Annotated in this window: 19 protein-coding genes and 1 tRNA gene; 8 read left to right on the top strand and 12 right to left on the bottom strand. The window is 68.5% G+C overall.

The genetic code is table 11. The annotated features are described in order from the left end of the window. The first annotated feature begins 1 nt into the window (after nt 1). The 3 genes from EV653_RS25660 to EV653_RS25650 all read left to right on the top strand — a co-directional run bounded on the left by EV653_RS25660 (nt 2) and on the right by EV653_RS25650 (nt 2,008). Complete coding sequence (locus EV653_RS25660; protein ID WP_134106222.1) at nt 2-424, top strand: MarR family winged helix-turn-helix transcriptional regulator; 423 nt, start codon at nt 2-4, stop codon at nt 422-424. Nucleotides 425-496: 72 nt separating this feature from the next. Further along, nucleotides 497-685, top strand: coding sequence for a hypothetical protein (locus tag EV653_RS25655; RefSeq protein WP_166679455.1), 189 nt, complete (start codon nt 497-499; stop codon nt 683-685). A 111-nt stretch (nt 686-796) separates the two neighbouring features. Beyond that, nucleotides 797-2,008, top strand: a complete 1,212-nt coding sequence (locus tag EV653_RS25650) for an alpha/beta fold hydrolase (protein ID WP_134106220.1) — start codon at nt 797-799, stop codon at nt 2,006-2,008. A 1-nt stretch (nt 2,009) separates the two neighbouring features. Here EV653_RS25650 and EV653_RS25645 read toward each other — a convergent pair whose 3' ends face one another. After that, a complete protein-coding gene (locus EV653_RS25645) occupies nt 2,010-3,419 on the bottom strand; it encodes an FAD-binding oxidoreductase (protein ID WP_134106219.1) in 1,410 nt (469 codons plus the stop codon). A gap of 86 nt (nt 3,420-3,505) precedes the next feature. Then, a complete protein-coding gene (locus EV653_RS25640; protein ID WP_134106218.1) occupies nt 3,506-6,676 on the bottom strand; it encodes a BTAD domain-containing putative transcriptional regulator in 3,171 nt (1,056 codons plus the stop codon). 48 nt (nt 6,677-6,724) lie between these two features. Between EV653_RS25640 and EV653_RS25635 the strand changes: the two genes are divergently transcribed. From EV653_RS25635 to EV653_RS25625, 3 genes are read left to right on the top strand one after another with little or no spacing between them, the layout of a single operon-like run. Further along, nucleotides 6,725-7,315: a class I SAM-dependent methyltransferase gene (locus EV653_RS25635; RefSeq protein ID WP_134106217.1), complete on the top strand. Its 591-nt coding sequence runs from the start codon at nt 6,725-6,727 to the stop codon at nt 7,313-7,315. Then, entirely contained in the window at nt 7,308-7,712 is a 405-nt protein-coding gene (locus tag EV653_RS25630) for a GNAT family N-acetyltransferase (protein WP_134106216.1), read from the top strand. The genes EV653_RS25635 and EV653_RS25630 overlap by 8 nt, the downstream gene beginning before the upstream one ends. A 20-nt stretch (nt 7,713-7,732) precedes the next feature. After that, nucleotides 7,733-8,206 carry a hypothetical protein gene (locus EV653_RS25625; RefSeq protein ID WP_134106215.1) on the top strand — a complete coding sequence of 158 codons (474 nt, stop codon included), beginning with the start codon at nt 7,733-7,735 and terminating at the stop codon, nt 8,204-8,206. Here EV653_RS25625 and EV653_RS25620 read toward each other — a convergent pair. From EV653_RS25620 to EV653_RS25605, 4 genes are all read right to left on the bottom strand, one after another. Next, a complete protein-coding gene (locus tag EV653_RS25620; protein ID WP_134106214.1) occupies nt 8,203-9,162 on the bottom strand; it encodes an acetylxylan esterase in 960 nt (319 codons plus the stop codon). The two genes, EV653_RS25625 and EV653_RS25620, sit on opposite strands and share 4 nt — an antisense overlap. Before the next feature lie 4 nt (nt 9,163-9,166). Then, entirely contained in the window at nt 9,167-9,625 is a 459-nt protein-coding gene (locus EV653_RS25615) for a hypothetical protein (protein WP_134106213.1), read from the bottom strand. Nucleotides 9,626-9,659: 34 nt separating this feature from the next. Next, nucleotides 9,660-10,625, bottom strand: coding sequence for a hypothetical protein (locus EV653_RS25610; RefSeq protein ID WP_134106212.1), 966 nt, complete (start codon nt 10,623-10,625; stop codon nt 9,660-9,662). A 76-nt stretch (nt 10,626-10,701) separates the two neighbouring features. After that, entirely contained in the window at nt 10,702-12,285 is a 1,584-nt protein-coding gene (locus EV653_RS25605; RefSeq protein ID WP_134106211.1) for an LCP family glycopolymer transferase, read from the bottom strand. 265 nt (nt 12,286-12,550) lie between these two features. On the opposite strand from EV653_RS25605, the gene EV653_RS25600 reads away from it, so the two are divergent. After that, nucleotides 12,551-12,640 (top strand) — tRNA-Ser (locus EV653_RS25600). A gap of 165 nt (nt 12,641-12,805) precedes the next feature. On the opposite strand, the gene EV653_RS25595 is transcribed toward EV653_RS25600, so the two are convergent. Together EV653_RS25595 and EV653_RS25590 are read right to left on the bottom strand one after the other, a co-directional pair. Continuing rightward, a complete protein-coding gene (locus tag EV653_RS25595) occupies nt 12,806-13,681 on the bottom strand; it encodes an LLM class flavin-dependent oxidoreductase (RefSeq protein ID WP_166679555.1) in 876 nt (291 codons plus the stop codon). After that, nucleotides 13,678-14,094, bottom strand: a complete 417-nt coding sequence (locus tag EV653_RS25590) for a PPOX class F420-dependent oxidoreductase (protein ID WP_134106209.1) — start codon at nt 14,092-14,094, stop codon at nt 13,678-13,680. Before EV653_RS25590 ends, EV653_RS25595 begins: the two co-directional genes overlap by 4 nt. A 28-nt stretch (nt 14,095-14,122) precedes the next feature. Here EV653_RS25590 and EV653_RS25585 point away from each other — a divergent pair, with 28 nt between their 5' ends. Continuing rightward, entirely contained in the window at nt 14,123-14,779 is a 657-nt protein-coding gene (locus EV653_RS25585; protein ID WP_134106208.1) for a phosphoribosyltransferase, read from the top strand. A gap of 61 nt (nt 14,780-14,840) precedes the next feature. On the opposite strand, the gene EV653_RS25580 is transcribed toward EV653_RS25585, so the two are convergent. The 4 genes from EV653_RS25580 to EV653_RS25565 all read right to left on the bottom strand — a co-directional run bounded on the left by EV653_RS25580 (nt 14,841) and on the right by EV653_RS25565 (nt 20,312). Next, the gene (locus tag EV653_RS25580) at nt 14,841-16,730 is read right to left on the bottom strand and encodes a phosphoenolpyruvate carboxykinase (GTP) (protein WP_134106207.1); all 1,890 of its coding nucleotides are present in this window, start codon (nt 16,728-16,730) and stop codon (nt 14,841-14,843) included. A gap of 324 nt (nt 16,731-17,054) precedes the next feature. Then, the gene (locus EV653_RS25575; protein ID WP_134106206.1) at nt 17,055-18,248 is read right to left on the bottom strand and encodes a hypothetical protein; all 1,194 of its coding nucleotides are present in this window, start codon (nt 18,246-18,248) and stop codon (nt 17,055-17,057) included. Beyond that, nucleotides 18,245-18,835, bottom strand: a complete 591-nt coding sequence (locus EV653_RS25570) for a hypothetical protein (RefSeq protein ID WP_134106205.1) — start codon at nt 18,833-18,835, stop codon at nt 18,245-18,247. The genes EV653_RS25575 and EV653_RS25570 overlap by 4 nt, the downstream gene beginning before the upstream one ends. 922 nt (nt 18,836-19,757) lie before the next feature. Next, nucleotides 19,758-20,312: a hypothetical protein gene (locus EV653_RS25565; RefSeq protein ID WP_134106204.1), complete on the bottom strand. Its 555-nt coding sequence runs from the start codon at nt 20,310-20,312 to the stop codon at nt 19,758-19,760. Between the last annotated feature and the right edge of the window lie 104 nt (nt 20,313-20,416).

Raw genomic sequence — 20,416 nt, 5'->3', positions numbered from 1 at the left:
GATGCCCGAGTTCCTGGAGTTGCACAGCAAGACGTCCAAGTTGCTGCGCGCCGCGGCGGACGCCGCCGTCCAACGTCACGGGCTGCGGCTCGGGCAGGATCATCTGCTCGCGGCGTTGTGGGCCGAGGACGGGCGTACGCCGGGCGAGATCGCCGCGGCGGTCAACGTCACCACACCCGCCGTCACCAAACTCGCCACCCGTCTCGCGGACTCGGGCCTGCTCGAACGCCGACCGGACCCCCACGACAACCGCCTGGTCCGGCTCTGGCTGACCCCGGCCGGCCGTGCCTTGCAGGAGCCGATCGAGGCCGAACGCCAGGCCCTCGAGGACCGGATCACCGCGACCCTCACTCAGGCCGAACGCGCCCACCTGATCAAGGCCCTGACGAAGATCCAGCAGGTGCTGGTGTCAGACCTCGCGTGAGCCGGAACGCTTCCGCCGTACGCTGGGGGTATGGCGAATGCGCCGGAGTGCCCGGTTTGCGGGGAACGAGGAGTGCCGATTCTGTACGGCCTCCCGACCCGCGTCGCCCGGGAGGCGGCGGCCGCCGGCAAGGTCCGCCTTTTCGGCTGCGTCGTACCGACCGAGCCGGACCAGTGGACCTGCGAACGGTCGCACACCTGGCGGGCCGACGACGACCAAGTCCTGATCGCCGTCATCGACGCCGCCCTGAAGCGCGACTGACTTCTGAGAGGTAGATCACCAGCCGCGACGTCACAGGCGTGAGGCCGGGCGGTGTCCTGGGGTGCGGTGGCCAACCCGTCGGGGGTGGGTCCAAGCATTCTGGAGATCGACGTGCGACACCTCATCACCCTGATCGCCGCGGCTACGGTGGCGACCGGTCTGGCCGCGCCGGCCCAGGCGGCCGATTGCAACGTGCAATGCCAGCTCGAGCTGCAACAGCAGAACGCCGTACCGCGGACCTCGTTCTACGACGCGCCCGCTCCGTTGCCCTGGGCACCGCCCGGCTCGGTGATCCGTCGGCAGGTGACGTCCGACTACACCGCCGGACCGGCGACCCGGATCATGTACCACTCGCGGACCTCGACCGGCCGCGATGTGGCCGCGACCGCAGTCGTTCTGGTGCCGGACGGCACGACACCGGCCGGCGGCTGGCCGGTCGTGGTGGACGCGCACGGCGCCAGCGGAATCGGCCGGCCGTGTGCGCCGTCGCTGATGAAGGACCTCTACCACGGCAACCAGATGATGGACTTCGTCAACCGCGGCTTCGCGGTCGTTGCGCCTGATTACGCCGGCCTCGGCACCGATGGCAGGCCTGAGCTCGTCAACAAGACCGCGGAAGCCAACGACGTCACCTACGCGCAGCAAGCGGCCCGCCGCGTGCGGCCGGACCTGTCGCCGCGGTGGGTGCTGTGGGGTCACTCGCAGGGTGGCGGTGCCGCGATGGGCGTCGCCGAGCGGCAGCGCCTCCACCCGCAGCCCGGGTACCTCGGTGCCGTCCTCACGTCGCCGGTCGCAAACCTGTCCGAGGTCGTCGACCACGTGGCCGCGACTCCGGGGTACGGCGCCTTCGCCGCGATGATTGCCCAGGGCGCGCACTTCAGCGACCCGAAGATCCAGCCCCGGCGGCTACTCAGCCCCGAGGCGTACTCCCGGATCGGCATCACCGCGATCGGCTGCCTGAACGCGGCATTCACGGCGTACGCCGACCTGACCGGGCCGCAGCTGGTCACGCCGGCGTACTCGACTGATCCCGCCTTCCGTCAGTACCTGCTGGTCAACTCGACCGGGACCCGGCCGCTCGGCGGACCGGTCCTGCTGCTCCAGGGCCAAGCCGACACCGTCGTTCCCGTCGGGGTGACCGACCGGATCGCGAACCAGCAGTGCCGGCTCGGGACGCGACTCACGTACAAGACGTACCCCGGCCTCGAGCACGACACCTACCCGTGGGTGCAGGGCATCGACGACGGCGCCATGCCAGACATCCTCGCCTGGACCGCAGACCGCTTCGCCGGACGCCCTGCCGCGATGTCCTGCACCCGGTGACCTAGGCGCTGGCCGGGCGGATGTTCTGGTTGAGGTGGAACAGGTTCGTCGGGTCGTAGGTGTTCTTGACGCGCACGAGCCGTTCGTAGGTCGCCGCCGGGTAGGACGCCCGGACGATGTCCTCGTTGGTCTCACCGGTGAAGTTCACGTACGACGCCGCGCTCGGCCCGAGCGAACTCCCAGCCGATCGAGCCCACTCGACGGCCGCGTCGTACCCGGCCGCGTCCTCGCTCCGGGCGACGACGTTGAGGATGTACTCGCGGTCGCGGGTGCCGAACGCAGTGGCGTCGGCCGGCACCCTGCCCATCGCGCCACCCAGATGGTGGACGTGGAGCTCCGACAGACCATTCGGTACTGCGGAGTGCGCGGCGACGAGCGCGTCGACCGTCGTCGGACCGAGGTCGGCGAAGAACGCTGAACGGAAGTAGTTCCGCAGACCGCGTGGGAACAGCGGATCGAGCAGCGTCTGCATCGCGTTGTACGGCATCGGTCCGAACAGATCGGCGACGACCGGTGCGAGTTCGCGGAACGGCCGGGTCGCGGCGTCACCCGCGTCCGGCTGCCCGGACCACATCCCCAGTACGGCGACGATCGGCTTGCCGTGAACCTCTTCCGGCAGGAACGGCAACGGCGGCGCGGTGGTGAGGTTGATCGCCAACGACAGGTCGTCCGGGGCCGAGGCAGCCGCAGTACCGAAGCCACGCAGTACGTCGGCAGCGCGATCGCCCGGGTAGAAGACGAGTCCCGCGAAGACCGTCGGACCGACCTCATAGGCCTTGAACTCGAAGGATGTGACGACACCGAAGTTGCCGCCACCGCCCCGCAATGCCCAGAGCAACTCGGGGTTCTCGGTCTCACTCGTGTGCAGGTACTGACCGTCTGCGGTGACGATGTCGGCCCCGATGAGGTTGTCGCAGGCCAGGCCTGCCTTGCGGACGAGCCAGCCGATCCCGCCGCCGAGCGTGAAGCCGGCGACTCCGGTCGACGACACCAGCCCGCCGGTGACGGCCAGCCCGAAGGCCTGCGCTTCGGCGTCCACGTCTCCCCACGTGCAACCGCCCTGCGCCACGATCTGCCGTCGATCGGGATCGATCCGGACCGAGTTCATCGGTGACAGGTCGATCACGATGCCGCCGTCGGTGGTCGAGAATCCGGGGATGCTGTGACCGCCGCCCCGGACGGCCAACGTCAACCCCTCGCTCCGGGCGAACTCCACGGCCCGGATGACGTCGGCCACCCCTTTGCACCGGACGATGAGCGCCGGTCGCTTGTCATGCGCTGCGTTCCAGATCGACCGCGCATCGTCGTACGACGGGTCGGCCGGGCGGATCAGCTCGCCACGAAGTCCTTCGGCAAGTTCACCGAGGGTAGCCTCCCCGAGCGTGTCCTGCCGCGCTTGCGTCGTTGTCATTTCCACTCCTGATTCGTTCCAGCCAGGACGTTTCCCGGCCTGACAACGACACTAGGAAGGACCTCTTCGCAATCGCTTAGCGTGACTTAGCGGCCCATGAGCAGGGCGGCGCGCGGCGTGCCGATGCGGCAGCCCAGCCGGGTGAAGATCTCCAAGGCCGCCGGACCGTGCCTGGTGACCACCTCAGTGTCACCGTCCTCGACGGCGAGCTCGGCCGCGAGCAGCCGCGTCCACGCCTCGAGTCGCAGATAGCCCTGCGGGTGAAAGGCTTCGACCGCCTGTTCGGTCAGGATCCGTGCGGTACGACGCTCGCCGGCGTACAACTCGACGACTGCCAGGTTCAGCAGAGCGCCACCCGCGGCGGGTGCATCGTCGACCGCCTCGCCGCGGTCGAGGGCCGCGCGTGTAAGCCGTCTTCCTGTCCCGGGATCGCCGGCCGCCGCCGCGAGCAGACCGAGGTTGGCAAGCGTCAGGCTCTCGCCGCGGCGATCTCCGAGTTGCTCCCGGATCCGGAGCGCCTCGCGCAGGTGCTTCTCGGCCGGACCGAACAGTCCCTGGTCACGTTCGATGCAGCCGAGATGGTTGAGGGCATGGCCGAGCCCGGACGCATCGTCGATTCCGGTGAAGGTGTCCACGGACCGCCGTACGGCGTCCTGTGCGGCGTCGAGGTTTCTCGTCAGGCGGTGGGCGTCGGCCAAGCCGGACAGCGCGTAGCCGGTGCCCTGGACGGCGCCGACCCGTCGACCGATCAGGAAGGTCTCCTCGAACACCGGGATCCACCAGCCGTCGATCGGTGCGAGCGGCAGACACATCGTGACGGCGGGGAAGAACCGGGTCGTGTTCGGATCGATCTGCCCGAGCCGCCGCAGGCATTCTTCGAAGCGTTCCTGCGCGAGTTGGGCGTCCTCGCGGAACAGGGCGGTCATCGCGACCAGGTTTTGTGCGGCCGCGGCGAGGGGCTCCACTCCGAGGGAGTCGGCCGCCGCGAGCGAGTCCAGCGCGGTCTGTTCGATCTCGTCGAGATCACTGCTCCCGAGCAGCAGCGTGCCGCGCAGTATCCGGGTGGAGACCAGGTCGACCTGGTCTCCGGACTGATAGGCGACGGCGACTGCCTCGTCGCCGAGTCGTGGGAGCCGGTCGGCCAGCCCGCTCCGGGCGAGCAGGATCGACAGCGCGAAGATGGCACGCGCTCGCTCGCGCGACGGTTCGACGGCGACGTCGAGAACGCGCTCGAGCCAGCCGGCACCTTCGGAGAAGTGCCCTCGTGCCAACCAGTACGGCGAGAGGCTGAGCCCGAGCAGCAAAGCCCGCTCGTGATCATGGCGGAGCGCCCAGTTGAGCGCGGCGCGGAGGTTGTCGTGATCGGCGTCGAGCAACTGAGGACGTTCGACCACCACGCCGGCTCGCTCGGGATCCTCGTCGGCCGCCAACTCCAGGAAGTGCTTGCAGTGCGCCGCCTCCATCTCGGCGGCCTCGTGTGCCGCGACCAGACGCTCACGCGCGAACAGGCGAATCGTCTCCAGGAGTCTGTAGCGGGAGCGTTGCCCGTCGTGGTCGACCAGCAGTAGCGACTTGTCGACCAGGCGGCCGAGGATGTCCAGAACATCTGAGCTAGGCAGACGTTCGTCGGCGCACACCTGCTCGGCGGACCGAAGCGAGAAGCTGCCGGCGAAGACCGCAAGCCGGCGCAGCAGCACCTGCTCGTCGTCCGACAGCAAGGCATGACTCCACTCGAGGGTCGCTCGCAGCGTCGCGTGGCGGGTGACCTCACCGGGACGGCCGAGCAGGGAGAGTGCTTCGCCCAGACGTGCGGCGATCTCTGCGGCCTCCAGATGCGAGGCGCGGGCGGCGGCCAACTCCAGGGCGAGCGGAATGCCGTCGAGGCAACGACAGATCTCTACGACTGCGGCGGCATTGGTGGCGTCGAGGGTGAAGCCGGGCCGGACGTCCTGGGCTCGGTCGACGAAGAGCCTTACCGACGAGAGCGTGCGGAGCCGGTCGAGCGCATCCGTTGGCTCGGGAAGCTCGAGAGACGGGACGCGGAACGTCACCTCGCCCGGAGCGTGCAGGGGTTCGCGGCTCGTCGCGAGCAGGCTGACGCCGGGGCAGCTTCGTCGTACTGCGCTTGCCAGTCCGGCACAGGCGGCCAGGAGATGTTCGCAGTTGTCGAGTACTAGAAGGAGATTGCGTGGAGCGAGCCGGGTGATCAGGGTGCGCGTCGAGTCCGAGCCGGCGGCCGGGTCGAGGCCTAGCGCGGCCGCGACGCTGTCGGCGACGAGGTGCGGATCTGCCACCGGTACGAGGTCGGCGATCCACACGCCATCGGCGTACGAGTCGACGAGTCGGCGCGCGGCCTCCTCCGCCAAGCGGGTCTTGCCGGCACCGCCGACGCCGGTGAGGGTGACCAGGCGGCCCTGCTCCATCAGGCGATGGACGTCCGCGATCTCGCGCTCACGGCCGACGAAACTCGTTAGGGCCGGCGCGAGGTTGTGCCGCGGTTGCTTGTCGACGGTGACGGTGCCGGTGCCGGTCAGCAGTTCTTGGTACACGCGCTGGGTGTCAGGGTCCGGATCGGTACCGTACGCCGTCCGCAGGTCGCTTCTCAGGCGTTCGTACTGCGCCAAGGCTTCCGACGAACGGCCCGTGGCCGCGAGCCGTCGCATCAGGCTGCGGACGCCGTGTTCGTGCAGCGGATCGATGGCGAGTGCGCGCGTCAGGGCGTCGAGCGCCTCGGCCTCATGCCCATCCGCTGCGGCCGCGTCTGCGAAGTCGACGAGGAGGTTGCCGAAGGTCGCGCGGAGTTCCTCGCGCGGCCGGACGGCCCAGTCCTCGAACCTGTCCTCCGGCAGCAGGTCGCCTGTGTACGCGGCGACTGCGGCGCGGAGATCGGCCAGGTCGCCGCTGATCCGACCCAGCGCAGCGAGTCGTTCGAACGTCCGTACGTCGACGTCGACGAGCCCGTCCGCGAGCAGTACGACGAAGTCGTCGCGCAGCTCCAGCAGGCCGTTGCTCGGCTCGTCGCCCGCGAGCGCCCTCCGTCCGACGTGCAGAGCTTGGTGGAGGTTGTTGACCGCCGACGTCGACGGCCGGTCCGGCCAGAGCGCCTCGAGCAGTACGTCGCGATGCAGCCGCTGATCGCGCGTCAACGCGAGCAGCTTGACCAGCGTCCGCGCCTTGCGCAGCCGCCACACCGTCGGATCGACGGATCGCCCCCCGCGATCGACAGCGAAACCACCGAGCAGTTGGATCCGCACCATCACCCTCCCCCCACGATCGTAGGCCCCGCCTTCGGCGAGGATGGGCGGATGAGCCAGCGGTGGAACCACAACATCCACTACCACTCACGCATTCTGCGCGCCGTCCCGCCGGGCGCCACGTCTGCGCTGGACATCGGCTGCGGCGAGGGCATGCTGTCCCGCGATCTGCGCCGCGTCGTACCGGCCGTCACCGGGATCGACCTCGACACGCCGAGCCTGGAGCTGGCCCGCGGGTACGGCGACGACATCTCATATGTGCACGGGGACTTCTTGGAGTATCCGCTGGAGCCGGCGTCGTACGACGTGATCGCCTCGGTCGCAACCCTGCACCACGTCGACGCCCGCGCGGGCCTGCTGCGAATGCGCTCGTTGGTGCGACCGGGTGGGGTGCTGGCCATCGTCGGCCTGGCCCGCACGACGATGCCCCGCGACGCGCCGTACGCCCTGGCCGCTGCCGCCGTAAGCACCGCCCACCGCGTCGCGAAGGGCAAGTGGGAACACCCTTCCCCCATCGTGTGGCCGCCGCCCGTAACCTACCCATACATGCAGGCCCTGGCCGCCGAACTCCTCCCCGGCTCGACCTACCGCCGCCACCTCCTCTACCGCTACTCAATCCTCTGGACCCGGCCCAATGCCTGAGATCCTCACCCCCGACCGCGACCTACTCGCCCGCGCTGTCCACACGTTCCTGAAGACCGATGCCGACACCACCTACCTCGAAACGCCCGGCACGCTGATCTTCGTGGCAACAACGGATGACGAGATCACCGGCTGGTGCTGGGGCTATCAGCTCCCTCGCCCCGACGGCGCCTCGATGCTCTACCTGCACCACCTCGCCGTCGCCGATTCTCACCGCCGGCAGGGCGTTGGCCGCGTGCTCCTCACAACCTTCATGACCGCCGGCCGGTCGGCCGGCGCCACCAAAATGTTCCTCACCACCGGCGCCAACAACACCCCAGCCCGCAACCTCTACGACTCCGTGGGCGGTGGCCTCGCCACGCAGGGCCCAACAGTCAACTACTGGTTCCTGCTGTAGTCGCTGCTTAGCCTGTGGTTGTGGACAAGGAGTGGGGGCCGGATCCAGATGCAAGCGAGTGGTTGCCGCTGGATATCACGGGTGAGGCGCTGGCCAGCGAAGAGATGGATCGGATTCGGGCCCTGCTGGAGCCGTTGACGGCGTACGACGGCGGCATGCTGTGGGACTCCGAGTCCACAACTCTCACAGTGCAGATGACCACGGAGGACGCCCTTCAACAGGCCCGGCTCCTCCTTCTGGTCACGAGCCCGACGTGGTTGCGCGTCCTGTTCGTCCAGGTCCAGTACTCCGCCGAGGAACTGCAGGAACTCTCCTCCCGCCTACTCGAACACCAGACCACGTGGACCGGCACCACCGGCATCAGCGGCGGCGTCGACCACTACACCAACCGCCTCGTGATGCTGGTTGACCGCAACGACCCACAAGCCGACATCCTGATCCAAGCCATCAACAACCTGAACGACCCGAGAATCACCCTCGACGTCTACTCCTAGAGCTTGGCGCCGATGAGTTGGTAGATGTCGTCGTGGGCGCCGGGGAGGTCGTCGTGGCCGAAGTCGGGGTAGAGGCGGGTTTCCTTGACCGTCTCGAGCTTGTTGTAGACGGCGAACTGGGTCGACGGCGGGCACACCTGGTCCTCGAGGCCGACGAAGAGCGTTACCTCGGCCTGGATGCGCGGGGCGAGGTTCTGTACGTCGATGTAGCCCAGCGTCGTGAACACCTCGTCCTGACGCAGATGCCTGGGGTCGCGCTTGCGGAACCACGTGACGATCTCGTCGTACGGCCCGGTCTCCAGGTTCAGATCCCACGTCCGCTGGTAGTCGCACAGGAACGGGTACACGCTCGCCGTGTACTTGATCGACGGCGTCAGCGCCGCCGCCACCAACGACAACCCGCCACCTTGGCTCCAACCGGTGGTCGCGATCCGCGAGGCATCCACCTCGGGCAGTCCACCGATCACGTCGGCCAGCCGCCGCGTGTCCAGGAAGATGTGCTTGTACAGCAACCCGTCCGGCCCGGCGTCCAACCCGTGCACCAAATGATGCTGCAGCGAGAAGCTATTGCCCTCCTGCGACGGAGTGCGGAAGCCGACCTGCTCCCGTACGTCGAGCGCCGCGACCGTAAACCCGCGCGCCGCGTACGGCAGGAGCTCGACCCACTTCGGCTGCTCACCGCCGTACCCGTGGAAGAGCAGCACCGCCGGCCCGGTCGGCTCAGCGGGCCGCAGCACCTTCGCGTGCACCCGATACCCGCCGGTCCCGGTGAAGTACAGATGCTGCGCGGTCGCCGTGGTCAGCGGGAAGTCGGTCGCGTCCACGAACTCCGTGTCGGCAGGGACCTCGTCCAGGGACGACAGCGCCTTGTCCCAGAACTCGTCGAAATCCGCAGGCCGCGGATTCGTACCCTGATAGGTCAGTAGCTCGTCGTACGACAGCTCGAAGGAAAGCACCGGATCATTCTGCGCCGCCGGTGTCCTCCGGCACAGTGCCGTCCCAGATCGTGTACCCGTGGGCTGCGTTCAGTTTGTCGCGCAGCGTGGTCTCGAGGGACGGGACCTGCTTCGGCGTGAGCCAGGACAGCGGCAGGAGGATCGGGTGGTCGGGCTGCTTGGTGCGCAGGACGATCGCCTCGCCGTGCGTGGTCTCCACCCGGCCGACCTCGGTGACGTCGGTCCAGGGCGTCCGTACGCCGCGCACCTCGATGTCGGAGTCCCGCAGCCGTGCGACCTTCGGCGGCCGGGCCAGGATCCACAGACCGGCCAGCGTGATCAGTCCGCCGAGCGAGATGAACACCGAGATCGCGACGGACGGCAGCCCCAGCGCCCACAGCACCGCGGCCACCCCGAGAATGATCAGCCCGGCGGCCAGGATTCCGAGGAACCGTCCCGACCGCATCCGGTACGTCGTACGCATCGACACAGGATCTCATCCGCCCGGGCCGGTCATGTCAGAAGGATTCAGTCTCCGAGGACGACGCGTTGCCGAGCGGGGTCTTGGCCAGGCTGATCGTCCAGTTGTACGACCCGTCGAAGATGTCGTCGAACTTCTGGTACGAGCAGTTCTCGGTGAACCGGTGGTTCTTCGCGTCCCAGCTCGTCCCGGACTTGAAGTAGACCCAGTAGTCCTGGCTGCGGATCCCGGTCAGCGTCGCGGTCTTGTTGGCCCGGACGTAGATCGACGCCTGCGGCCGGCGCGGGTCGCTGCCGGCGATCACGATCACCACGTCGTCGCCGGCGTTCCTGATCTCGAGCGTGCCCGAGCCGCGCGAACCGGACCGCTGGAACACGTCGCCGTTCTCGCCCCGGCCCGCGATCAGGGCCGGCTGGGCCAGCTTCGGCGGCACCGACAGCGCGCCGAATTTCACGCCCTTGCCGATCGACTTCTGCACGCTCTGCGCCAGCTCGGAGTACGCGAACCGCAGGCCACTCTTCGCCTCGTACAGCCGGACCTCCAGCGACTTCGGGAACCCGCAGCCCGTCTTCGTGCCGCCGGCCCGGGTCAGCTCCGTGCTCACGTCCCCGGCGTACGCGTCGAAGGCATCGAGTACGGCGGGATGCGCCGTCACCAGGCCCTTCGGCGGAGTGATCTTCGCCAGCTCGCCGCGTTCGATCACGACGGCCTTCGCGAGCTGGGCCCGGGACGCGTCGAAGGCCGCGATCGTCTGCGCGTTCATCACCCGGGCGACGGACGGCTTGAGCGCCTTCTCGACATTCGTCAGCGCCCGCTGGTACATCGGCACCGAAAGCGCGACCGCACTCGGAGCGGGCTTGGGTTTGGGCGCCGTCGACGCCGGCGGGGCACTCGTCTTCGTCGTACCGCGTGTTGGAGGCGCGGCGCCCTCGTCCGGCTCACCGCTGCAGCCCGCACAGACCAGAACCGCAGCTCCGACCACAACCGCCAGCGGACGCCTCACAGTCACCCCCAGGTGTGACTCGGCTTCAGTGAGTTGTCATGATTCCGCCGCTGGGGTTCAACCAACCGAATTTGTCTCAGTTTCCGGTCTGGCTCGGGTTGTAGGCGCAGGCGTCGTTCAGGTTCTGCGCGGCGCCGGGGGTGGCCGTCGTCTTCGACGGAGTCGGCTTCTTCGTGGTCGTCCCGGAGGTCGGCTTCTTGGTCGGCTTCACCGTCGGCGTCGACGCGACCGGGTTGGTCTGCGCGCTGAGCGCCTTCTGGATGATCTCCCGCATCGCCGCGTAGTCCGGGTTCTTGCCGGTCGGGAAGTTCTTGTCCTTGTCCAGGTCGATGTTGGTGACCTTGGCGCTCTTCACCTTCAGCCCGAGCTGGATGAACGCCCCCAGGATCTCTTGCGGAATGTCGGTGCGCAGCAGCTGCTTGCCGGCCGAGGCGATCTCCTGGTACTTCGTCACCAGGGTTGCCGGGTTGACAGTGTTCACCAGCGCGTGGATCGTGCAGCGCTGCCGCTCCTGCCGCGACGGGTCGCTGAGGCCGTACCGCCCGCGGGCGAACCACAGGGCGTGGTAGCCGTCGAGCTTCTGGTTCGGGCCCGGCTCGATGTAGCCGGACGGCAGGTGGTGGCCGTTCGTACCCGGCCCCTCGCCGTAGTCGCCGCCGATCGGGACCCGGTAGTTCACGTTCACCGTGATGCCGCCGACCGCGTCGATGATCTGCCGGAAGCCGGCCAGGTTGACCTGCATGTAGTAGTCGATGTCCAGCCCGAGCGCGGCGCTGGCCGCGAGCTTCACCGCGTCCGCGCCCTCGTTGTCGGTCTGGCCGAGGACGCCGGGGTGCTGCTTCGGGATGTTGTCGTACATCGAGTCCAGGTAGAACTCCGGCTGCTCGACGTTCCCCTTGCTCGGGTCCCAGTAGCCGTCCGGGTAGATCTTGTGCAGCGGCGAGTCCTCCGGGAACGGCATCCGCATCCAGTTCCGGCTGAGCGAGATCAGCGCGGTGTTACCGGTCTTGGTGTCGATACTCGCCACGATCACGGTGTCGGTGCGGACACCGGTCCGGCCCACGCCGTCGTCGGCGCCGAGCAGCAGCAGGTTCAGCCGCGGGGTCTTCGCCCACGGGTCGCTGGCGTTGGTCACCTTCGGCCGGGTCGCGCTCTTGGAGTTGCCCTCGGACTGGAACACGCTGCCGACCAGGTCGCGCTGCGCCATCACGGTCTGCGCGGCGACCGTCGTCGGTACGGCGATCCCGAAGCACAGCAACCCGACGAACATCGAGCCGGCCAGCCGGCTCGTGTAGGTCATGCTGACCGGGCGGAGCAGCTTGTGGGACGCGACCACGACCCAGATCCAGAGCACCCCGAGCAGTACGACGGCGCCGGTGGCGACCAGCAGCTGCCGGGGCGACACCGCGAGCGCGAGAACCGAGTCCCGCTGCGTGAGACCGACGTACGCCGCGATCAGCAGCAGGCCGACGCTGATCGTCAGCACGAACGCGCCGAGCTTCTTCCGGCCGCCCATCAACAGGCCGGAGCCCGGCACCAGAGCGCTGAGCAGGGTGAGTCCGATCGCCTTCGAGGCCGTCCTGGCCCGATGCGAACGGGCCCGGGACCGGCTGGCACGAGGCGCTGCCCTGCGACCGGCTGCGCGAGTACTCCGCGACATGGCTCCGTTCCCTGATCGACGACGTGGCGACCCCTCCGTTGGCCGCACGCAGCGGCCCACGGTACTTCAGACGCCTACCACACCGAGTTGGTTGACGCGTGACGCTGGCGACCCCCGTCGATGTCGCCACAGTACAGGGGCCTTGGGCTACTGCCCCAACGTGCTGCCCCCACCACCGAGAGTGTCGACCCACCCGCTTTGCCGCCGAGCCGGTCGAGCGGATAGTCTTGGCCGTCGTCGTGTCCCCCGCGTGGGGATCGTCGGAGGAGGCGTCGCCTAGTCCGGTCGATGGCGCCCGCCTGCTAAGCGGGTTGAGGGTAATCCCCTCTCGCGGGTTCAAATCCCGCCGCCTCCGCTCCTGGGGCTCCCCTGTCTGCAGAAAGCGCAGACCAGGGGAGCTTCGGCATTTCACCGGGGGTGCGACCCCCGGACCCCGCCCGGAGGGGCTCCGCCCCCCGGACCCCCCGGATCCCGTTCCTGGGCTGGATCCCTCGGGTTGGTGGTGGGTTGGGTTTGCTGGTTAGTGGCCCTTTGCTTTTGCGATTTGCTCGACCGTTCTCGGGGTCATTGGTTCCGGGGAAATGATCAGGTGTTGTACGCCTAGGTCTTCGTAGGCTCTGATTGCTTCGGGTAGGTCTTTTACTGGGATTGCGTTGGGGCTTGGGTCCGCTACTTGTTGGTCTGGGTCTCGGACGATGATGCCTGCGGTGGGGATTACTGCGTTGGCGGGTTTTGCGGCTGTCTCTACTGCTTGGCGGAGTGCTTCCAGGTGCTCCTCGAGCTTTTCGTTGGGGGTGCCGTACCATGCGGTGTTGTACATGTCCGCCCATTGGGCGGTGAGGCGCATCATGCGGGGGCGGTGGCCGGCTACCAGGACGGGGATGCGGTGGGGTGGGGCTGGGTCCAGGTTTGCTTCGCGGACCTCGTAGTACGTGCCTTTGTAGGTGACTGTTTCTCCCCGGATCATTCTCGCGACGATTTCCAGCCATTCTTCGAAGCGGCCGACGCGGTGGTCGGTTGGTAAACCGAATGCTTCGTATTCGGGGTCGTGCCAGCCTGCGCCTACGCCGAGGATCAGCCTTCCGTTGGACACTTCAGCGAGGGTCGCCGCCATCTTCGCCGTCAACCCCGGATCCCGGAACGACGCGCACAACACCATATTTCCGAGTTGCACCCTGGACGTGACCGCTGCGACCGCGGTCAGCAGGGTCCACGACTCGTGCATGCCGTAGATCTGGCCTTCGGGGTCGCGGTAGAGGAAATGGTCGGCGATCCAGACCGAGTCCAGGCCGCCCTGTTCCGCCGCCTCGGCTACTGCTCGCACGTCCTTCCAGCCGGGCATGCCGCCGTCAGGGCCATCGCCTGCACCCAGGGGAAGCATCACACCGATTTTCATGACCATGGGCCTACGCCTCCGATTTTGGTGGGGGTGATGTGGGTCAGGTAGCCGGGCGGCGGCGGCTCGGCCCCGGGCAGGAACTCGGCGTCGGGGCCGATGTAGGTCTTCGCGAGTTTCCGCAGTACGTCGACGGCGCCGCCTTCGGTGATGTGCGCGGTGCCGGTGATCACGAGGTACTCCGTCAGGCCCATCTCGTTGACGTTGCCGGTCTCCAGCGTGAGCGCCACCCGGCCGTCGCGGCGGATGTTCTTCACCTTCTGGTTGTTCGGGACGTGCGCGGCGATGATCTCGTCGCCGTCCAGGCCGACCCAGATCACCGAGACCTGCGGGCTCCCGTCGGGGTTGATCGTCGCCAGGTGAGCGAGCGCGTTCGACTCGAGCACGGCTCGGGCGCTCTCAGGGATTCGCATGGGGTCAACGTAGTTGGATCATGGCGGGATGAGGAGGCCGTATTTCGATCGGGCGGCTGCGGGCGAGGCGCTTGCCGACGAGCTCGGCCAGGTCGCCGGTTCGGTCCTGGTGCTCGGACTCGCACGCGGCGGCGTACCCGTCGCGGCGCCGGTCGCGGACGCCCTCGGTGCGGAGCTCGACGTGTTGATCGTGCGCAAGCTGGGGTACCCGGGACAGCCCGAGCTGGCGATGGGGGCGATCGCGGGCGTCGGCGAGGAACTGCATGTCGTGCGCAACGAACAGATCGCGCGGGACGTCGACGCGGCCGCGATGGAAGAGGTACGGCAGCGCGAGATCCTGGAGCTGCGCCGCCGCGAATCGGCGTACCGCGGGGATCGGCCGCCGATCGACGTACGCGATCGCGTGGTGATCCTCGTCGACGACGGGCTGGCCACCGGGTCGACGATGCGTGCAGCGGTGGAGGCGGTACGACGGCAGCGGCCGGCGCGCGTGATCGTCGCCGTACCGGTGGGTGGTGTGGAGAGCTGCCGGCGGCTGGCGCGGATCGCCGATCAGGTGGTGTGCGTGTGGATCCCGCGGTACTTCAACGCGGTCGGTCAGGCGTACCGGGACTTCTCGTCGGTGAGCGACGACGAGGTCCAGCGGGTGCTGGCAGAAAGTACAGCGCGGCGCCCCGGCGGGTGAGCCGAGGCACCGCGCTGTCGGTCCGGCCGCCGGCTTCCGATTCGGCGGCCGGAGGACCGATTCAGCCCAGTCGGGCCTTCAGGTTGTCGAGCTCGACCTTGAGCTCGGTCGGCACGGTGTCGCCGAGCTTGGCGAACCACTCCTCGATCAGCGGGATCTCGGCCTTCCACTCCTCGGCGTCGACGTTGAGCGCGATCTCGAGGTCCTGTGCGGTCAGGTCCAGCCCGGCGACGTCGAGCGCGTCGGCGGCCGGTACCCGGCCGATCGGCGTCTCGACCGCGTCGGCCTGACCCTCGATCCGGTCGATGACCCACTTCAGCACGCGGCTGTTCTCACCGAAGCCCGGCCAGACGAACTTGCCCGCGTCGTCCTTGCGGAACCAGTTCACGTAGAAGATCTTCGGCAGTTGCGCCGCGTCGTGCTGCTTGCCGACGGTCAGCCAGTGGTCGAAGTACTGCCCGGCGTCGTACCCGAGGAACGGCAGCATTGCCATCGGGTCGCGCCGTACGACGCCCACCTGGCCGACCGCGGCCGCGGTGGTCTCGGACGACAGCGTCGCACCCATGAACACCCCGTGCGCCCAGTCGCGCGACTCGGTTACCAGCGGGACCGTGGTGGCGCGGCGGCCGCCGAAGATGATCGCGGAGATCGGTACGCCGTTCGGGTCGTCGTACTCGTCGGCGATGATCGGGCACTGCTTGATCGGCGTGCAGAACCGGCTGTTCGGGTGGCTCGAAAGCTCGCCGTTGTCCGGCGTCCACTCGCGGCCCTTCCAGTCGGTCAGGTGGTCCGGCGGGGTCGGCGAGTACCCCTCCCACCAGACATCTCCGTCGTCGGTGAGCGCGACGTTGGTGAAGACCGAGTTGCCCTTCTCGATCGTGCGCATAGCGTTCGGGTTCGTCTTCCAACCGGTGCCGGGAGCAACACCGAACAGGCCGAACTCCGGGTTCACGGCGTACAGCCGGCCGTCCTTGCCGAACCGCATCCAGGCGATGTCGTCGCCGAGCGTCTCGACCTCCCAGCCCTCCAGCGTCGGGTCGAGCATCGCCAGGTTGGTCTTGCCGCACGCGCTCGGGAACGCGGCCGCGACGTAGTGAACCTTCTTCTCCGGCGAGATCAGCTTGAGGATCAGCATGTGCTCGGCCAGCCAGCCTTCGTCGCGGGCCATCGCAGAGGCGATCCGCAGCGAGTAGCACTTCTTGCCGAGCAGCGAGTTACCGCCGTACCCGGAGCCGTAGGACCAGATCGCCCGCTCCTCGGGGAACTGGACGATGTACTTCTCGTCGTTGCACGGCCACGGCACGTCCTTCTGGCCCGGCTCGAGCGGCGCGCCGACCGAGTGCAGGCAGGGGACGTACGGCGAGTCCTCGCCCAGCTTGTCCAGAACCTCGGCGCCGGTGCGGCACATGATCCGCATCGACGCGACGACGTACGCCGAGTCGGTGATCTCGACACCGAACATCGGCTTCTCGGCCGTCAGCGGGCCCATGCAGAACGGGACGACGTACATCGTCCGGCCGCGCATCGAACCGCGGTACAGCTCCGTCATCAGCGCCTTCATCTGCGCCGGGTCCATCCAGTTGTTGGTCGGACCGGCGTCCTTCTCCTCGGTGGAGCAGATGAAGGTGCGTTGCTCGACCCGCGCCACGTCACTCGGATCCGTGCGGACCCAGAACGAGTTCGGCTTCTTCTCCTCGTTCAGCCGGACCATCGTGCCGGCCGCGATCAGCTCGTTGGTCAGGGTGGCGTACTCCGCGTCCGACCCGTCGACCCAGTGGATCCGGTCGGGCTGCGTGAGCTCGGCGACCTCGGCCACCCAGTTGAGCAGGCCGGCGTGCTGCGTCGGGGCCGTGGTCAGGTCGTACGGCGTCGGATTTTCGCCGGGGAGGGGGTCCTTGGTGGCTGCTGAGGCGGCGGTCTCGGTATGGGTCGGGCTGGCGGTTGTCGTCATTCGCGGCTCATTCCCTCTCGGCTGTCGGGCCCGGCGACGTCCGGCCCCTCGACGCTGAAAGGCGGGTACGGCGTCCGGCCGCCGGGGTCTCCGGCGGTTCGATGCAGCTGGCTGGCGGTGTACTCGCTCGCATACCAGTGCGTCCAGTGGACGTATACCAGTGTGCAAGTGGTACTACGGTACGCGAACGACCCCGGGGCTGTGAACCGCCAGAACGTGAACCCGGTCACAAAGTTTTCGCGACAATCGCTTTCCGGCCGGCCTTGTGAAAATGAGAACGGCCCGCGCTGTTCGCGCGGGCCGTTCAGAAGATTTTGCGGTCGATCAACTGGTCTGCCGCCAGATGTCGTTGACAACCCGCTGGACGTCGGGCGCCTCGGCCGCCTGTCCGTAGACCATCGCGCCGACCAGCCACCACTGACCGCCGCTGAGGAACGCGTGCGTCATCGTGATCGTGTACGGCGCCTTCGTCGACACCGTCAGCCAAGTCCGCGCGTCCTTCGCGGTCGCCGGCGCGGTCGTCTTGTAGATCTTCGTCCACAGCTGATCGAACGACGGCCGGTCGGCCAGGCACTGCGCCAGACTCATGCACGGGTGCAGCGCGAGTTGCGCCTGGAACGAGTTCTTCAGGCCGTTCTTCGGGTCGTACTCGGACGCGGTCACGACCTTCCGCAGGATCAGCTGCGAGGACTCACCCAGCCGCATCACCTGCGGCGGCCGCGGCCAGCCGAGCGCGAACGGCAGCTCCGCGTTCGCGACGACCTGGAGATCGGTGCCGGCGTCGTACGTCGCGCCGAAGACGCCGGCCGATCCGTCGGGACGTTTGTACGGCGCTGTCGTCACGATGGAGATCGGTGGGATCAGAACCTTGGCCGGGAACGCCTCCGGGCTGACCGCCGGCGCGGCGACCTCGACCGGGTCGTCCTTCTTCACGGCGCTGCCGATGGCGGAGCCGATCGAGTACGTGATGCTGAAGACGATCAGGACGACGACCGCCACGACGGCGTAGATCCAGGAGCCGATCTTGCGGCTGTACTGGCGGGCGATGTCGATCTTCGACTGCTCGATCTCGGCCTGCGTCTGCGGTTGCTGCGGGCGGTCGACGTACGACGGGATGCTGTCCGCTTGCGGGAGGTCCGGGGGCATGGCGCCGTACCCGCTGAGTTGCTCGCGGACCGCCTGCAGGGACACGTCGTCGTTGCCGATGATCCCGTCGAGTGGGTCGATCAACCGCTCTGCGCCGGTCTGCCCGGGGATCAGTTGGGTGATCGCGTACGGGCGGCTGGAGTTGAAGTTGGCTGCCCAGAGCGGGGCCTCCTGCTGGCCCGGCACGAGCGCGGCATCGCGGCTCGCGCGGGTCAGTCGCTCCACGACCGTCTCGTCGCGCGCGCCGTCCTCGCTCAGCACGAGCGCGACGATCTCCATCCCGGTGAACGTGCGGCCGTGCCACAACTCGGCGAGCGGGTGCTGGAGCAGTCGCTGATCCAGCTGGTAGCCCGGGATCTCCGGCGTACTCACTTGCTCTCCCAGATGGCGCGATCCGCCAGCGCCAGCGCCGCCTTCTGCGCCACGTCCGCTTCGACCGGATTGGCTGTGTAGTCAACCTGTACGACGATGTCTGCGCGCTGCACGAGCGCGCGTACGGCCCACGATTCGCCGGCCATGCCGCTCGCGGTCCGGCTGACCTTGGTCGGGTACGGGCGGTCCTCGTCGAGCGTCTTCATCGGTGATCGGCTGAAAACCTTCTTCGCGGTCTGCGTCGGCGTGAACGGCATGTTCCCGGCGCCGGCGTCCTGCCCGCCGTACGGCGTGATGGTGACCTTCACGCTCGCCGCCGTGTACGCGCGGACCTTCGCCCGGGAGCTGCCCGCCTCGCAGGTGACCGTCGTACTCCCCACCTGCGTCATCACCACCGGCCCACTCGATGCCTTAGGCAACAGGCCCGAGACGTCCCCGATCCGCGCACACAAGTCCGCCGGCATCACCCGCGCCGCCACGATATCCGCAGGCGTCACCGGCTCCCCGACCGCCCACCCGATCCCACCCCCCGCAATAGCAGCCACCGCACACCCGATCGCCGCACCCCGCACCAGCCGACTACCCATACCCGCGACCTTAACCACACGAAGGTCCTCCCCAACGCCCCAGACAACCACCCTTAGACGGGAACCACCGCCGCTGGTTCCCACCAACGAGGTGGGCGTGTTTCCCCACCCGTGCGCTACAGGGTGCTCCCGCGTCCGCGTACCCCACACGTGCGCTACCCGCGGCCCCTTCGTCGCCGTGCTCCCGCGTCCGCTTCCGCCCGCCCTCGAGGTGTCTTGCGCGCTGCCGCACGCGGTGTGCGGCTGCCGCCGCGGCGACTACAGCGTGGTGGCTTAGTTGCTGTTGGGCGAGGTGGGGGTGGTGATGTGCCCCCGCGCGTGGGCTACGCGCGGCTCCTTCGTCGCCGTGCTCGCGCGCCCGCTCCCGCCCGCCCTGGGGTGTCGTGCGCGCTGCCGCGCGCGGTCTGCGGCTATCGCCCCGTCGACTGCAGCGGTGTGGGTCTGCGGCTGATGCGTGAGGTGGAGGTGGTGATGCCTCCCCACGCGTGCGCTACGCGCGACTCCTCTGTCGCCGTGCTCCCGCGTCCGCTCCCGCCCACCCTCGAGGTGTCTTGCGCGCTGCCGCGCGCGGTCTGCGGCTGCCGCCTCGTCGACTGCAGCGGTGTGGGTCTGCGGCTGATCGGTGAATTGGACGTGGTGGGTGTTCCCCACGCGTGCGCCACGTGCGGCTCGTTCGTCGCTGCGCCGCCGCCCGCCCCGAGGTGGCGTGTGCTCGAGATGGACGAGCTAGCTGTCGGGGGTGTTGCCGCAGGCTCGTCCATCACGTGTCCATGGAATCGCCGCCGACCCCGCACATGGTTGCCGACGGCCCCCGACTGCGCGGCCTGTCCGACGGCGGGATCTGCCCGGCGCCCCGGCGTACCGGACCTCGCGCGCGACCCCGTCGGACGGGAACCTCACGCGCGCCCCGGCGTACGTCCGGCTAACTCAGCAGCGTCTTGACCGACCCGCCGGACTCAGTGAGCTTCGTGCCCAGGCCCTTCAAGGCGTCGCCGACCGTGGCGAGGATGTCCGAGAGGTCCTGCAGGTTGCCGGCCAGGCTCTCGACCTCGGTCGCGACCCCGCCGATCTGTCCGCTCCCGTCGTTCAGCTTCTTGGCCGCCGCGTCGCCGACCCCAGGGATCTTGTCCAGCTCACCCGCCAGCCCGGCCAACATCCCGGCGGCGTCCTTCAACCGGTCCTTGGCCGCGTTCATCGTGCCCGCGCTCCCGGTCAGCGCCTTCCGCGCGCCACCCTCGCCGTCATCCCCAACGAGCGCCCCCGCAGCGTTCGCCGCCTGCTCACCGGCCTCTGCCAGCCCGGTACCGATCGTCTTCAGCAGCTCCGGCCACTGCCCGATCAACCCGACCGCCCCGTCCGGCAACCCCCGCACGAGCTCCAGGACCTTCTGGAAATCGTCCGAGTTCTCCATCACGAACCCGACGGCCTTCTTGACGTCCCCGAGATCCCGCCCGCCCAGCAAATCCTCGATACCCATGCGCGGATCGTAGGGCTCCCAACCCCCTCCGCACCCCACACCGCGCCGCCCTCCAGAGCCGATTGGCCTACACCCGCCCCCTCCATGTATCGTTACTCGACGTT

This window comes from Kribbella pratensis (assembly GCF_004365355.1).
Lineage (GTDB): Bacteria > Actinomycetota > Actinomycetes > Propionibacteriales > Kribbellaceae > Kribbella.
This window is presented reverse-complemented; position numbering and strand designations above follow the sequence as displayed.

Bases quoted from the DNA above. Each gene is read 5' to 3' on its own strand.
- EV653_RS25565 (WP_134106204.1), bottom strand. From the start codon at position 20,312: ATGGGTATCGAGGATTTGCTGGGCGGGCGGGATCTCGGGGACGTCAAG.
- EV653_RS25605 (WP_134106211.1), bottom strand. From the start codon at position 12,285: ATGTCGCGGAGTACTCGCGCAGCCGGTCGCAGGGCAGCGCCTCGTGCC.
- EV653_RS25615 (WP_134106213.1), bottom strand. From the start codon at position 9,625: ATGCGTACGACGTACCGGATGCGGTCGGGACGGTTCCTCGGAATCCTG.
- EV653_RS25585 (WP_134106208.1), top strand. From the start codon at position 14,123: ATGAGGAGGCCGTATTTCGATCGGGCGGCTGCGGGCGAGGCGCTTGCC.
- EV653_RS25595 (WP_166679555.1), bottom strand. From the start codon at position 13,681: ATGAAAATCGGTGTGATGCTTCCCCTGGGTGCAGGCGATGGCCCTGAC.
- EV653_RS25580 (WP_134106207.1), bottom strand. From the start codon at position 16,730: ATGACGACAACCGCCAGCCCGACCCATACCGAGACCGCCGCCTCAGCA.
- EV653_RS25570 (WP_134106205.1), bottom strand. From the start codon at position 18,835: ATGGGTAGTCGGCTGGTGCGGGGTGCGGCGATCGGGTGTGCGGTGGCT.
- EV653_RS25660 (WP_134106222.1), top strand. From the start codon at position 2: ATGCCCGAGTTCCTGGAGTTGCACAGCAAGACGTCCAAGTTGCTGCGC.
- EV653_RS25630 (WP_134106216.1), top strand. From the start codon at position 7,308: ATGCCTGAGATCCTCACCCCCGACCGCGACCTACTCGCCCGCGCTGTC.
- EV653_RS25590 (WP_134106209.1), bottom strand. From the start codon at position 14,094: ATGCGAATCCCTGAGAGCGCCCGAGCCGTGCTCGAGTCGAACGCGCTC.
- EV653_RS25640 (WP_134106218.1), bottom strand. From the start codon at position 6,676: ATGGTGCGGATCCAACTGCTCGGTGGTTTCGCTGTCGATCGCGGGGGG.
- EV653_RS25645 (WP_134106219.1), bottom strand. From the start codon at position 3,419: ATGACAACGACGCAAGCGCGGCAGGACACGCTCGGGGAGGCTACCCTC.
- EV653_RS25635 (WP_134106217.1), top strand. From the start codon at position 6,725: ATGAGCCAGCGGTGGAACCACAACATCCACTACCACTCACGCATTCTG.